The 13214-nt window shown below is 39.8% G+C and carries 12 protein-coding genes; 4 read left to right on the plus strand and 8 right to left on the minus strand.

Features of this window, described 5'->3' with window-relative positions; all coding sequences use genetic code 11:
• The first annotated feature begins 90 nt into the window (after positions 1–90).
• Positions 91–1245: a cupin-like domain-containing protein gene (locus tag PL9631_RS17015; protein ID WP_083622158.1), complete on the plus strand. Its 1155-nt coding sequence runs from the start codon at positions 91–93 to the stop codon at positions 1243–1245.
• A gap of 11 nt (positions 1246–1256) precedes the next feature.
• Here the strand turns inward: PL9631_RS17015 and PL9631_RS17020 are convergent, their stop codons facing one another.
• Positions 1257–3185, minus strand: a complete 1929-nt coding sequence (locus tag PL9631_RS17020; RefSeq protein WP_083622160.1) for a heavy metal translocating P-type ATPase — start codon at positions 3183–3185, stop codon at positions 1257–1259.
• A 267-nt stretch (positions 3186–3452) separates the two neighbouring features.
• Here PL9631_RS17020 and PL9631_RS17025 point away from each other — a divergent pair, with 267 nt between their 5' ends.
• Together PL9631_RS17025 and PL9631_RS17030 are read left to right on the plus strand one after the other, a co-directional pair.
• Entirely contained in the window at positions 3453–4409 is a 957-nt protein-coding gene (locus PL9631_RS17025; protein WP_083622161.1) for a metal ABC transporter solute-binding protein, Zn/Mn family, read from the plus strand.
• Between the two features lie 19 nt (positions 4410–4428).
• Complete coding sequence (locus PL9631_RS17030; protein ID WP_083622163.1) at positions 4429–5208, plus strand: metal ABC transporter ATP-binding protein; 780 nt, start codon at positions 4429–4431, stop codon at positions 5206–5208.
• A gap of 102 nt (positions 5209–5310) precedes the next feature.
• On the opposite strand, the gene PL9631_RS17035 is transcribed toward PL9631_RS17030, so the two are convergent.
• From PL9631_RS17035 to PL9631_RS17065, 7 genes are all read right to left on the minus strand, one after another.
• The gene (locus tag PL9631_RS17035; protein WP_083622165.1) at positions 5311–6117 is read right to left on the minus strand and encodes a hypothetical protein; all 807 of its coding nucleotides are present in this window, start codon (positions 6115–6117) and stop codon (positions 5311–5313) included.
• Between the two features lie 82 nt (positions 6118–6199).
• Positions 6200–6679: a tellurite resistance TerB family protein gene (locus PL9631_RS17040; RefSeq protein ID WP_083622167.1), complete on the minus strand. Its 480-nt coding sequence runs from the start codon at positions 6677–6679 to the stop codon at positions 6200–6202.
• Positions 6680–6863: 184 nt separating this feature from the next.
• Positions 6864–8651, minus strand: coding sequence for a M61 family metallopeptidase (locus tag PL9631_RS17045; RefSeq protein WP_083622169.1), 1788 nt, complete (start codon positions 8649–8651; stop codon positions 6864–6866).
• A gap of 225 nt (positions 8652–8876) precedes the next feature.
• Positions 8877–9557 (minus strand): Crp/Fnr family transcriptional regulator, encoded by a 681-nt coding sequence (locus tag PL9631_RS17050; RefSeq protein WP_079677160.1) that lies wholly within the window; start codon positions 9555–9557, stop codon positions 8877–8879.
• A gap of 153 nt (positions 9558–9710) precedes the next feature.
• Positions 9711–10064, minus strand: a complete 354-nt coding sequence (locus PL9631_RS17055; protein WP_079677159.1) for a DUF1257 domain-containing protein — start codon at positions 10062–10064, stop codon at positions 9711–9713.
• A 153-nt stretch (positions 10065–10217) separates the two neighbouring features.
• The gene (gene ycf46, locus PL9631_RS17060; RefSeq protein WP_083622170.1) at positions 10218–11738 is read right to left on the minus strand and encodes a stress-responsive protein Ycf46; all 1521 of its coding nucleotides are present in this window, start codon (positions 11736–11738) and stop codon (positions 10218–10220) included.
• A 73-nt stretch (positions 11739–11811) separates the two neighbouring features.
• Entirely contained in the window at positions 11812–12162 is a 351-nt protein-coding gene (locus tag PL9631_RS17065; RefSeq protein ID WP_083622171.1) for a hypothetical protein, read from the minus strand.
• A 396-nt stretch (positions 12163–12558) separates the two neighbouring features.
• Between PL9631_RS17065 and PL9631_RS17070 the strand changes: the two genes are divergently transcribed.
• Positions 12559–13214: IS701 family transposase (locus tag PL9631_RS17070; protein WP_197046405.1), on the plus strand; the 656-nt coding region annotated here is incomplete at its 3' end.

Consider the following 13214-nt stretch of genomic DNA (forward strand, 5'->3'; position numbering starts at 1 on the left):
ACTGAGCGAAGTCGAAGTATTACCCATTACCCATTACCCATTACCCATTACCCATTACCCATTACCCATTACCCCTTACCTTAAATTAATATGACCGATATTCAACCCTTAAAAATCACCCTTCCGCCTCTACAAATCACCTTAAGTGACGGACAACAAGTGAGTTTACAATGGCTTCCCCAATCCCCCCTGAGTGAGTCTTTACAACCTGCTCACCCCCCTGAACTTACCCAAGTTTCTCAACTTCCTGATGGTTGGAAAAAATGGGTAGCAGCTAATAAGTTTCTGAATCAATCCGATGATGTTTTAATTGAATGTATGGTTAAAAACGGGATTGATGTTAAGTTAGCAGTTGAGGAAGTAACAAACCTCGCCAACCAACCCTATTTTCAAGCCGCCCAAGAGGTTTTGCAAAAGCTAGAAAAACTAGAATCTATTTTACAAATTAAAAACCAATTAGCCGCTTTAGGCTCTGATTATAATTCTATTCCTAGGGTTCCATTTTTATCCAAAGATGAATTTTTAGATCAATATTATTCCCAAAATAAACCCGTGATTCTAACGGATATTATGAAAAATTGGGGAGCAATGGAGCGATGGACACCAGAATATTTAAAAGCAAACTATGGAAATGTGGGTATTCAAGTCCAGGGAAATCGCAACTCCGACCCGAATTATGAAATTAATTTAGAACAGCATCGAAAAACGATGTTATTTGAGGATTATATTGATTGGGTAGTGCGGGCGGGAGAAACTAATGATTATTATATGGTTGCCAATAATCATACCCTAAATCGAGAAGAAATGCAGGGTCTTTTTGATGATATGGAAGTGTTTCCTGAATATTTAGACCCTGCGAATAAAACCGGAAGAACGTTTTTTTGGTTTGGTTCATCGGGAACAGTTACCCCTTTACATCACGACCCGGTTAATATCTTTTTAGCTCAAGTTTCAGGACGAAAACTGATTAAAATGATTTCCCCAGAACAGACTCCATTTCTCTATAATAATATTGGGGTATTTAGTCCTATTGACCCGGGAAATCCTGACTATAATCGTTATCCATTATATCGTAATGTTCGCTCCATTGATGTAATCTTGCATCCGGGGGAAGTGATTTTTCTTCCCGTGGGATGGTGGCATTATGTCAAAGCATTAGAAATGAGTATTTCCGTTTCTTTTATTAATTTTATATTTCCTAATAATTATGATTGGAAAAACCCATCTTTTGGTCATTATTCCTAGTCGGAGTTAATCTAACTTTTTAATAGCCGTAAACCACTTAATGTGACTAATAATGTTGATCCTTCATGTCCAATAATTCCCGTAGGCATATTAATCAATCCGAAAAAATTAGAGATTAATAACAATACAATAAACGAAAGGGCAAAAGCAATATTTTGTTGAATCACTCGATTAGCCCGACGCCCTAATTTAATCGCTTTTAATATTTTCCCTAATTGATCGGTCATTAACACAATATCCGCCGTTTCTAAGGCTACATCATTTCCCGCCCCACCCATGGCTATTCCCACATCAGCTAATGCTAAAGCTGGAGCATCATTAATTCCATCTCCCACCATTGCTACCCCATGATAACGATTCTTTAATTGTCGAATAATAGTTAATTTATCCTCGGGTAGTAGATTAGCATAAACCAGATCAATATTTAACTGTTTGGCTACACTATCGGCGGTTCGTTGATGATCTCCAGTTAACATTACCACCTGTTCAATCCCAAATTTTTTCAAGTTTTTAATCAGGGTTTTTGCCTCTAAACGTACCGTATCTTCCACGGCAATTAATCCCAAAGTTTGATGATTTTGGGCAACCCAAACGACGGTTTTACCATCGGTTTCTAAGTGATCACTAATTTCTACTAACTCAGGACTCACATAAATATTATGTTGATGAATCCACTCCAGTTTGCCCACAAAAATCTGATTTTGATTCACTTCTCCAATAATCCCTTCACCAATTTGAGTCGCCACATTCATCGCGGCAATTTTGGGAATATTTTTTTCCAGGGCAAATTGAGAAATTGCTTGTCCGATGGGATGTTCAGAAACTGACTCTATGGCTAAAGCTAATTGCAATAATTCGGTTTCCAATATACCCACCACCGGAATAATATCAACAATATTTAACTTCCCGGTTGTTAAAGTTCCAGTTTTATCAAATGCGATCGCATTAATTCGTCCAATTTTTTCTAATTGCGCCCCATTTTTAAATAAAATTCCATGTCTGGCCCCATTTGCTATTCCTGATAATAAGGTGGGCATAATTGAGGCTAATAAAGCACAGGGAGAGGCAACCACTAAAAAAACCAAAGCTCGATAAATAGCGGTTTCCCAATTCCAACTCAGGAATAAAGGCGGTATAATTGCTAATCCTAAACCTGTCAGAATAATAACTTTAGCATAACCCCGTTCAAATTTTTCCATGAATTGTTGAGAGGGAGGAGCATCGGTTTGAGCCTGTTTTACTAACTGAATCACCCGTTGAATTAAACTACTTTCCGGCGGTTGATGAACTTTTAATTGCAGTACCCCATAGCCATTTAATGTGCCAGCAAATACTTCATCGCCAAGGGTTTTATCCACTGGAATTGACTCCCCAGTAATTGCAGCTTGATTAATCGAACTATTTCCAGATACAATTATTCCATCCGTCGGAATTCGTTCCCCAGGTTTGACTAAAATAATATCTCCGATCTTTAATTGATGAATCGGAATTTTTTCCTCTTGTTGATCGTTAATTACCAGGGCAATATCAGGGGTTAATTGCATTAATTTCTTAATATTCCGTTCTGTATTTTCCATGGCAATCCCTTCTAAGGCACTACTCAAAGCAAAAATTAAAATTAAGATTCCACCGTCTATAATTAGAAAATAATCTTGTTTCCAAATCCCTAAAATAGCAGTTCCTAGCGCTGCTACAATCATTAATAAATCAACATCAAATTGTTTTTCTTCTACAAGAGTAGTTAACCCGTCTTTGGTACTTCCATAACCACCGATAACATAAGCAACGGGTAAGGCTAAAAATGCTAAACCCACCCAACCGATTTGTAAGCACACCCAACCAATAAATACCAAGATAGCGCAAACTATGACCGCGATAGTTTGAGAATAGTGCTGAAAAAAGTCTCGCACAGAAATTAGAGAATTAGAACGTTGAGTCATTATCAGAGAATAAAAAATACTTTGTTTAGCATAAACCGTGACTAAGAATTTTGTACTTGAGATTTTGCCGGGGTTGAGTATTCACCCTTGAGGATGGGTTTTTAAACAATATCTAGGGTGACGACAACCTCCCCAAACCCGCCGCTGACAGTCTCGGGTCAAACCCCCTTGACAAAAAAATGAAAACGATTATCATTATTATCAAGCCCGGGCTATTTTTATGCGACCTGTGCTGGAGAAACCCATGATTAAGTTGTCGGTGAGGAGATGAAAATAAGAGTGTCGGTTTACGCCCAAATGGTAATGCTGTTATGGGGTATGAGTGTAATTAGTGGGTGTAACACCGTTTCTACACCTAAAAATTCCGTTGAAAATAATTCCGCCGAAGCTCCACAAACGGCAACGGAAACTGCTGATAACGCTGTTGATATTACGGTTAGCATTATGCCCCAAAAATATTTTGTTGAAAAAATTGGAGGCAAAAATGTTAGAGTAAATGTTATGGTTCCTCCTGGCGTTGATTTACATAATTATGAACCTAAACCCCAACAGTTACAATCTTTAAATGATGCCAAGGCTTATATTACTACAGGAATTGCTTTTGAAACGGCTTGGATAGATAGAATTAAATCGGCTAATCAAAAAATGTTAGTTATAGATTCAACTCAAGGTATTGAGAGAATTCCAATGGTGGAACATCATCACGAAGAAGCGGAAAATTATCAAGCAGAAGAAACTTTAGATCCTCATATTTGGTTGTCTCCTAAATTAGTTAAAGTTCAAGCTCAAAATATTTATGATGGTTTAGTTAAAATCGACCCAGAACGCCAAGTAGAATATCAATCTAACTTAAATCAGTTTATCACAGAAATTGACCAACTGGATCAACAAATTAGCCAGAAATTAGCCCCGCTCAAAAACCGTAAATTCATCATTTTTCATCCCGCTTGGGGCTATTTTGCCAAGGATTATAACTTAGAACAGGAATCAATTGAAGTGGGAGGACAGGAACCTAGTGCCACCGAGTTAGCTAACTTAATTTCCCAAGCTAAACAAGAGAATATTAAGGTAATTTTTGCTCAACCAGAATTTAATCCGAGTTCTGCGGAAACCATAGCTAAAGAAATCGGTGGCAAAGTTATTTTTGTTAGTGATTTAGAAGCCAATTGGTCTAATAATTTGCTACAAGTATCTGACCTGTTATCACAAACTTTAAACCCATAAATTAATATAAAGTTTTACCATGATTTTACTGCCAAAATTTAGATTAACTTCCGTGAAACATCCTCAAGAATTACCTCCAAAAACTCATCAAAAATCCGAAGTCATCCGTTTAAAAGAAGTTTGGGCGGGTTATGAGGCCGAGGAACCCATTTTAGAAGGGATTAACTTAACGGTTAATGAATTAGATTTTATCGGATTAATTGGCCCGAATGGGGGTGGGAAAACTACCTTAATTAAAGTGCTTTTAGGACTGCTAAAACCCCTAAAAGGGGATGTAAAAATTATGGGTTATCCTGTTACTCAAGGGCGACGTTATTTGGGTTATGTTCCTCAAATTTTAGAATTTGATCGCAATTTTCCAGTACGGGTGCATGAAGTGGTACGAATGGGACGGTTAGGAAATCGTCATTTATTTAAACCCTATACCCAAAAAGATGAAGAAATCGTGATTCAATCTTTAGAAAAAGTGGAAATGTTAGACTTAAAAAATCGTGCGATTGGTGAACTTTCAGGAGGACAACGACAACGAGTTTTTATTGCTAGAGCTTTAGCCAGTGAACCCCAAATTTTACTCTTAGATGAACCCACGGCCAGCATTGACCCCAAAATGTGCGCGAATATCTATGAGTTATTGTTAAAATTAAATGAATATATGACGATTTTAATGATTACCCATGATATTAATACTATGTCTTCCTATGTCAAAACTATTGGCTGTTTAAATCGACGTTTGCACTATCATGGAGAACAACGGATTACCTCAAAAATGTTAGAACAAACCTATGGAGGGAATGGGTAATTACGAATTACGAATTACGAATTACGGATGGGTAATGGGTAATAGGGAATTCTTTTATTTCCTGTTGAGTGTGGCAAGATTGCCTATAATTACCAAAAAATATTAATTATTCATCGCATCAGCTTCTCCTTGGGCTTGTTCTTGATTTCGACGGTATAATGCAGCCCGATTTTGGGCGGTAGCATAGCGTTCAAAATCGGGAGAAACTCCTTCCATATAATCGGCGGCTTGCTGCCATTTCTGGGCTATTTCTAACCATTCTTGACGGGTATCGGCAAATTTTCCCTCGGCGGAGGCTTCTTCTGCTATTTTCACGCCTCGACTAAATTGTTGGGCTGAAGATAAAGTTTCTGGTGGTTTAGGAGATGATTCTATATCGGTTTGTGGCTTAGATTGTAGGGATTCTAATAATTGAAATTGTAACGTATTGTACAGAAGAAATCCCATTAATATTAATACCACAGTAACAGCGATCGCCCAAATTAAATTTTGTTGTAATTGACCGAACTTTGGCTGGTTAGATAAGGATTCAATAGGTAAATCCCTTTGATTTGAAACGCGAATTCTATTAAAAATATTAGGTTTTTTAAGAATAATTTCTTCAGACCATAATAGTTGATTTTCAGGATCTTGAGTAATATCTTCTAACCAGAGTAATTGCTTTTCTTGAAGGATGCGACCATAAATCCTGACTCGACGAATATTACGCGGTGAAATTGATTCTAAAATCCCACGAATTTTACTAACAATCATTGATTTTTCTAAGGATTCAGCATTCCTGGCTTCACAAAGCAATTGCAAAACATCATTGATAAAAATAGCCCGATTAGTTACCCCTAAATCCGCCATTTGTTCGTTAAGGATTTGAATGATAGCTGCAATCCGGCCCCTGTGAGCTTGTTTATTCATATTTTGAACTTAATAATGCGGTTTCACCCCTGAAAAATATAAAGGGGATTTAGAAGTTATCCCCCATCTATTTAATCTTCTGTTATTTGTAAATAAATTCTCCTAATTTACGAGTAATGGTTTCAATCAATTGAGCTTTAGAAGTAGAGGGATTATCCATCTCAACTTCTAAGCGTTGAACCACCTCTGGAGGCAGATTCAGTAAGTCTAATAATTGTTGATACGCGGCGGCTTCTTCTGGGTTAATTTTCGGTTCATCCGGGGTACGAGAACTGGAGTTAATCACTTCATATCCTAAAATGAGTACCAGTTCCCGTTCGGCTTGGGTTTCTAGTTTAGGAATTAACTCGTCTAAGGGGATATTTTGCATTAAATAATCCCTTAATTCCTGTTGAAGTTCCTGGTGTTGTTGTTCCTGTTTTGCAAACACACGGCTTAACTGATCTAGCATCACATTAACTTCTTCAGTGGCTAATTCTCCATCTGACCAAGCCATCGATGCTACAACCCGTAAAAGATTCATTTGACGGGGTGTAATTGAAGGAGGCGGCGGGACTTCCATGAACCAAACCTGTGAATATTGCTCCCTGATTATCTCATAGAGTAGGGAACAGGGAACAGGGAACAGGGAACAGGTAATGGGTAATGGGTAATTACGAATTACGAATTACGAATGGGTAATACTTCGACTTCGCTCAGTAACAGGGGAATGGGGAAGAAAAGATTTCATTGGGTTTGTGGGACGGCTATAAATTGTTATAGGGACAGCCTAACCAACCTTCAAAGTTTCGTTTTTGTTGGGGGGTGGGTTGGGCTACAGAAACAATTTTGTAATGATTAGGACAGGGAGCGGTTAAGGTTACTTGACAAGTTCGCAATAAATCTTGATGAAAAAATGTTAATTCTATTCTATCCCCAGGTTGGTAATCTTTTAAGCGTTCATGGAATTGGTCGGAGGTGACTTTAAATCCATTGAGGGCTAAAAGTTCATCATTAATATCTAATCCGGCGGTTTCTGCGGGACTATTGGCTTCTACAAATTTGATAATTTCTTTGCCTTTTTCCGATACAACTTTGCAGCCTAAATAGGGAGTTTCATCGGTGGTTTCTGCAATTAATTGTAAACCAAACGGTTCTAAATATTCATTATAGGGAAGTTCAGTAATTCCATACAAATAGTGTTGGAAAAAGTCTTGTAAAGAGGTTTCAGCAACGGACTCTATAATCTGTTCCAATTGTTCGGGAGTAAAGCCAATTTCGGGTTGACCAAAGGTTCCCCACATTTGACGCATCACATCATCGAGCGATCGCCGATTTCCCTGTTTTTCTCGGATTAATAAATCCAGTAAAAATGAAACTAATTCTCCTTTTAAATAATAGGAAATTTGGTTATTATCACTATGGGATTCTCGGCGATAAAGTTTAATCCAAGTATCCCAACTCGATTCACTTAAAGGTTGAACCAACCGCCCATAAGTGGTTTGTAGACGAGTAATATCTTTAGAAATAGCATGAAAAAAGCCCTTAACATCAAAAATGCCCGCCCGATAGGGAATAACCATATCATAATAGCTAGTTGTTCCTTCGGAAAACCACAGGGAGGGAGTATAGTTTTCCTGTTCATAATCAAACACTTCCAAGGCTTTCGGACGAATGCGTTTAACATTCCATAAATGGAAAAATTCATGGGCGACTAACTGCATAAACCGATTATATTTATCGGGACTACGGAACCCAAATCGAGAATAAATTAAAGAACAAGACTCTTTATGTTCTAAACCACCAAAGCCATGATTAGAAAGATGTAATAAAAACAAATAGCGTTTGTAGGGGAGTCCTCCAAATAATTCTGATTCTACGGCGATGACTTTTTGGAAATCCGTAATTAAGCTTTCAGGATTAAGATTTCCTTCGCCCCAAATCACTAATTGATGGGATTTTCCCTCAACTTCAAATTCATATAAACGATGGGTTCCGATTTCAAAGGGACTATCAACTAAGGTATCAAAATCATCAGCATAAAACGTATTAGGTTGATGGGAAATAGGCGATAAAGTGGTGCTAACCTTCCAATTTTTGGGGGGTTCTATGGTAACTTGAATTGCTTGTTGTTCCGATCCTGGGACATATAAAAACAAAGCCGCCCCATTAAAATAACCGTGAGAACTATCTAAATGATTGGTTCTTACACTTAATTCATTCGCAAAAATTCGATAATAAACGGTAATTTCTGTGGCGGAATTAGTTTGAATTTGCCAATGATTTTTACTGATTTTCTGCCAGTTTAAAGGGTTTCCATTCTGGTCACGAACACCCAAATCCTGTAAATGTCGGGAATATTCCCGCACCAAATACGAGCCCGGAGTCCAAACGGGCATTTTTAAATCTAATACGGAGGATGAAATAATATCTTTTTGAATGCGTAAGGTGACTTCAAATAAATGGGATTCGGGTTTGGGGATGGCTACCCAATACTGTAAGCTAGGAGTAATTGTAGCCTGATGATCAGCAAGGGTTTGAGTGGCTTCAGTCATGATTTTTATATAACGCTAGGGAACAGGGAACAGGGAACAGGGAATAGGGAATAGGGAATAGGGAATGAGTTTGCACAGATTTAGAAGTGTCCTAACTGTAATGCGTAGTGCTATTGCTAAAAAAAATTGTTAATAAACAATAAATTTCCCCCCCGTAAACTGAATGTACCGTTAAACAGAAGGGAAAATTAACAACGCTGAATTTTAGCGTTGAACCTTTGAGCTTTATTGGCTAGAAAGATGGTTTAAATGTTTGAGATTGAGTAAGTGAATGACTTGTCGTTCTTCATCAATATTCATCCAACCTTTACTCATAATTTTATCCATAATTTTAGTTGTTTCTTCCAAGGAAATATCCGTAACATCCGCTAAATCTTGGAAAGGAATATTAAAAATATCCGCCCCTTTTTCCGTTGGCTGACCGTAATTTTCAGCTAATTCTACCAAGGTATTAGCAAGTTTGACCGCCGGAGGTCGGTGACGAATTTGATACCGTTGGTTGGTTTGACGCAAACGACGCACCATCAACTGCAACATTCTATGGTGAAGTTGGGGATCTTTAAACAGCGTCTGGATAAAGCGTTGGGCCGAAACACTAATTAATCGCACCGAAGACAGGGCGATCACATCATTAGCCCGGGGAGATTCATCTAAAATCGCCATTTCCCCAAAGAAATCTCCTCGCCCCAAAATGGCTAATGTGACAACTTCATCTCCCGATAAGCGTCGGACTTTCACCCATCCAGAAACGACAAAATAGACTGCATTTCCCCAAGCATCCTCCATGACCACCGCCCTATCAGCCGGATATTCATGTTTGACCGCAACGGATAGCAGCCATTCTAATGTTTCGGGATTGGCCCCTTTGAATAGTGGAAAAAGCTCGCTAAAAGCTTCAGTTTGCATGAGAATTTGCTACGTTTTTTAAGTAGTAGATTACCGATCCACTTTGATGAATATTACCAAGATATCTTATAAATTGATCTAGTTGCAAATAGAAAAACGGGTTAACCCCTATAAATTTAGGTTAACCCGCAAGCTTGGGAACGCTTAGACCAACTATTTTTGGACAACCAGTTTCACGTTGGCGTTTTGCAGACCGCGCTGTTTGACATCAGCTAAGGTCTTGTTAACGGCGTATTTTTGGTTAATAGAGTTGATCAGTTCGGTTTGGTTGTGTTTTTTAGCCACACCCCACAGATCAGCAATTAAATCGAAAGTACCATCGCTGTTGCGAGACCAACCGAGGTCATATTCGCCTTCAAGGACTGCCACTAAGTCGGCACGAACCCGTTGGCCATTGTAGCCGCGGACATCAGCATTAGTTTTAGTGCTAATACCAAGATCACTTAGAGAAGCTTTCAGGATTTCGGAATCGGCGATTTTAGTACGCAGTGTGCTAAAGTGAGACATTTCGGTATCCTCCGTGAACTGAAAACGAAACAACAACGGTTTGGTTAGAATCGATGCCGTCTTTATAAGGGGACGGCTTTTTTTGTTTTTGGGGGAACTGCTAGTCGGTTTTGGGGACTAGCCTTAACTCCTATTTGGACTAGGAGTAAGCCTTTAGAACTCCATGCGCTGATATTCAGCGACGGAGGACGCAGCCGGACGTGCACGCTGTCTTGCCCAATCTCGTAGTGCGGTGACCTGTTCGTTCATGGTCTTGGACAAGGGCAGGGTGGACTTGATCGCGGCAATGATATCAAGCTGCGTAAACTCGCGGTCTTGAGCAAAGGCTTCGTACATCGAAGCGATTACGGCCTGCTCAATTTCTGCTCCAGAAAAGCCTTCGGAAACCTTAGACAGTTGTTCTATGTCGAAGCGTTCGATTTCCCGACGACGTTTGGACAGATGAATTTTAAAAATATCTTGGCGTTCTTCTTGGGTGGGTAGATCCACAAAGAAGATCTCATCAAATCTGCCTTTTCTCAGGAATTCCCCGGGAAGGCGTTCGACGCGGTTGGCCGTTGCCATCACAAATACAGGAGAGCTTTTTTCCTGCATCCAGGTCAGGAATGATCCAAAGATCCGGCTTGAGGTTCCCCCATCAGAATCTGCTGATCCGCCACTACCCGCAAAGGATTTATCTAATTCATCGATAAATAAAATCACGGGGGAGATTGATTCAGCCGTCTTTAAGGCGTTTCTCAGGTTGGCTTCGGAACGGCCCACCATGGAACCGTCATAGACCCGACCCATATCTAACCGGAGTAGGGGTAATCCCCATAACCGAGAGGTGGTTTTAGCAATCAGGGACTTTCCGCATCCGGGTATCCCTAAAATTAACATCCCCTTGGGTTGAGGTAGACCGTATTCCCGGGCTCTTTCGGTGAAGGCGTTGGAACGTTGATGTAACCAGCGTTTCAGTTCTTCTAAACCGCCTACGGAATCGATGGTTTCATCGACATCAATGTATTCTAAAATGCCATTGCGTCGAATCAGTTGTTTCTTTTCGGTCAGAACAACACCCACTTCTTCTTCTGTCAGGCGTCCGGCCGTGACTTGGGCTTTCCGGTAGACTTTTTCCGCCTCATCCTGGGTTAAGCCTAAAGCTGCTTTGAGCAGTTTTTCTCGTCCTTCGGTGGTTAAACGTCGAGACCGGGCTTGCTCCAGTTGGGAGGTTAATACTAGATTCAGTTCCGTCATATCGGGTAGAGCGAAGTCCAGAACCACAACTTCTTTCTCTAGCTCGATAGGAATAGATTGGATCGGCGACATTAAGATGATGGTCTTATTTGTGCCTTTGAAACTGGCGATCGCATCCCGCAAACACCGGGTCACTTCAGGGGAATCCTTGAAGGGATGCAAATCCTTAAATATATAGATACTTCCGCTTACGTTAGGCTCTTTGTGCCGAATCGCCCACTCAATCGCCGCTTGGGGAGAGACTGTATTAGATTGAACCGCCGTTCTGGTCTGATCGTATTTGACTAAACCGCGAGTTACTGTCCAAACATAAACCTCTCTCTGGCGCTTGGCTTGTGCGATTTTGGCTATAGCCTGCTCAGACCGCTCTTCCTCGGAAGTAACGAGGTAGATCAGAGGATATCGGGCTTCAATTAAGATACTGAGTTCTTCTTGCATAGTCCTCGATCCAATAGAGACGGTGTAACGTTTACAGAATCTGCTAGTCCTAACCTAAGATGCAGCCAGGGATTTAGCAGGGAACCAGTTTTTCCTCTCCTGATTGGGCTGTGCTAGATTCTACTTCTCTCACGGCCCCCACGGGAAGTTCGTCATCGGACAGGATGCTGGGTTGCTCTCGCAGGGAGGCCAATTCCCCTTCCTTGAGGATGATGGAACTGGAACAGTCTGGACAGGAGTAAACCCGATGGCTTTGTCCATAAGATGCCTCCACTTCATCGACTAACTCGGAATTGTTCAGGTAAAAAACAATTGCCCGTTCAGCCAGGGATGACATCGGCTCTGATTCAACTGCCGCTTTTATTTTTAATTTGCGATGCAGTTCCGGCGGAATATAGAGAGTTACCTTTTGCTTATTTTGCATAGGACTGTGAACTTGTGTACCCGGGTATGTGTTTCAAGATAACGAACCTTTTTCAAGATGTCAAGACGTTATGCCTCTATGACGGCATTTTTGTAATATTTCGTTACATTTAGGAGACTATATAGGGCTTGCTGAAAAAGTAAAAGACAATAGTTTATCAAGTTACAGGGGAGATAGAACCTAGAGAATTAGTGATAGAAGCGGAAAAAATCAAAGCAGGAAGATTTATATTAGCGACAAATATATTAGACAAGAAAGAGGTGAGTAATGAAAACAGGACTTACGCAGTGACGCTATATGTAGCGTACTAAGGAGTTAGCGATCGCTGGCCCAAAAGAAATCTCGAAACGGATAATAATGAATGTTAAAATGGCATCAGAATTCATGCCTAAAAATATGAGCATTAATTATCTAGACTATTGCCAATATCTCCTGAGTAGCCAAATCAACTATACTCTAACTAACTTTGCTGCACATATTCAAGAGTTTAGCCATGATACAATTAATCGTTACTTGAATTCAGAAAACTTAACACCCGAAGTGATTTGGGAAAAAGTGCATTCAGAACTTCAGAGCCATCCCGAAGCTTGTTTAGTTTTTGATGATACGGTACTCGACAAAAGATTTTCCTCGAAAATTGAACTTGTCCGCCGTCAATATAGCGGCAATGAACATCGAGTGATTCGAGGAATTGGTTTAATAAGCTGTATTTATGTAAATCCTGAAACCGGATCCTATTCAGTGATTGATTATCGAATTTACGATCCAGATGGGGATGGTCACACCAAGCTAGATCATGTAGCAGATATGCTGAATGATGTCGTCTTTAAAAAAAAGATTCCTGTAGCGAAAGTGCTTATGGATAGTTGGTACGCAGCCCAAAAGCTAATGGCTTTGATTGATAATTTAGGGAAAATTTATTATGTTCCGCTCAAAAAAAACCGGCTGGTTGATGATACAGGAGGTCAAAAAAAATATCAGCCTATTGAACAGTTAATTTGGTCTGAAATTGAAGAAAAACAGGGAAAGCTAATCAAAATAAATAAATTCCC

The organism is Planktothrix paucivesiculata PCC 9631 (assembly GCF_900009265.2).
GTDB lineage: Bacteria > Cyanobacteriota > Cyanobacteriia > Cyanobacteriales > Microcoleaceae > Planktothrix > Planktothrix paucivesiculata.

What these genes read in the sequence shown, in the direction of transcription:
- PL9631_RS17045 (WP_083622169.1), bottom strand. Translation starts at nt 8,651, where the DNA reads ATGACTGAAGCCACTCAAACCCTTGCTGATCATCAGGCTACAATTACT.
- PL9631_RS17020 (WP_083622160.1), bottom strand. Translation starts at nt 3,185, where the DNA reads ATGACTCAACGTTCTAATTCTCTAATTTCTGTGCGAGACTTTTTTCAG.
- PL9631_RS17035 (WP_083622165.1), bottom strand. Translation starts at nt 6,117, where the DNA reads ATGAATAAACAAGCTCACAGGGGCCGGATTGCAGCTATCATTCAAATC.
- PL9631_RS17030 (WP_083622163.1), top strand. Translation starts at nt 4,429, where the DNA reads ATGATTTTACTGCCAAAATTTAGATTAACTTCCGTGAAACATCCTCAA.
- PL9631_RS17025 (WP_083622161.1), top strand. Translation starts at nt 3,453, where the DNA reads ATGAAAATAAGAGTGTCGGTTTACGCCCAAATGGTAATGCTGTTATGG.
- PL9631_RS17040 (WP_083622167.1), bottom strand. Translation starts at nt 6,679, where the DNA reads ATGGAAGTCCCGCCGCCTCCTTCAATTACACCCCGTCAAATGAATCTT.
- PL9631_RS17050 (WP_079677160.1), bottom strand. Translation starts at nt 9,557, where the DNA reads ATGCAAACTGAAGCTTTTAGCGAGCTTTTTCCACTATTCAAAGGGGCC.
- PL9631_RS17055 (WP_079677159.1), bottom strand. Translation starts at nt 10,064, where the DNA reads ATGTCTCACTTTAGCACACTGCGTACTAAAATCGCCGATTCCGAAATC.
- PL9631_RS17065 (WP_083622171.1), bottom strand. Translation starts at nt 12,162, where the DNA reads ATGCAAAATAAGCAAAAGGTAACTCTCTATATTCCGCCGGAACTGCAT.
- PL9631_RS17015 (WP_083622158.1), top strand. Translation starts at nt 91, where the DNA reads ATGACCGATATTCAACCCTTAAAAATCACCCTTCCGCCTCTACAAATC.
- ycf46 (WP_083622170.1), bottom strand. Translation starts at nt 11,738, where the DNA reads ATGCAAGAAGAACTCAGTATCTTAATTGAAGCCCGATATCCTCTGATC.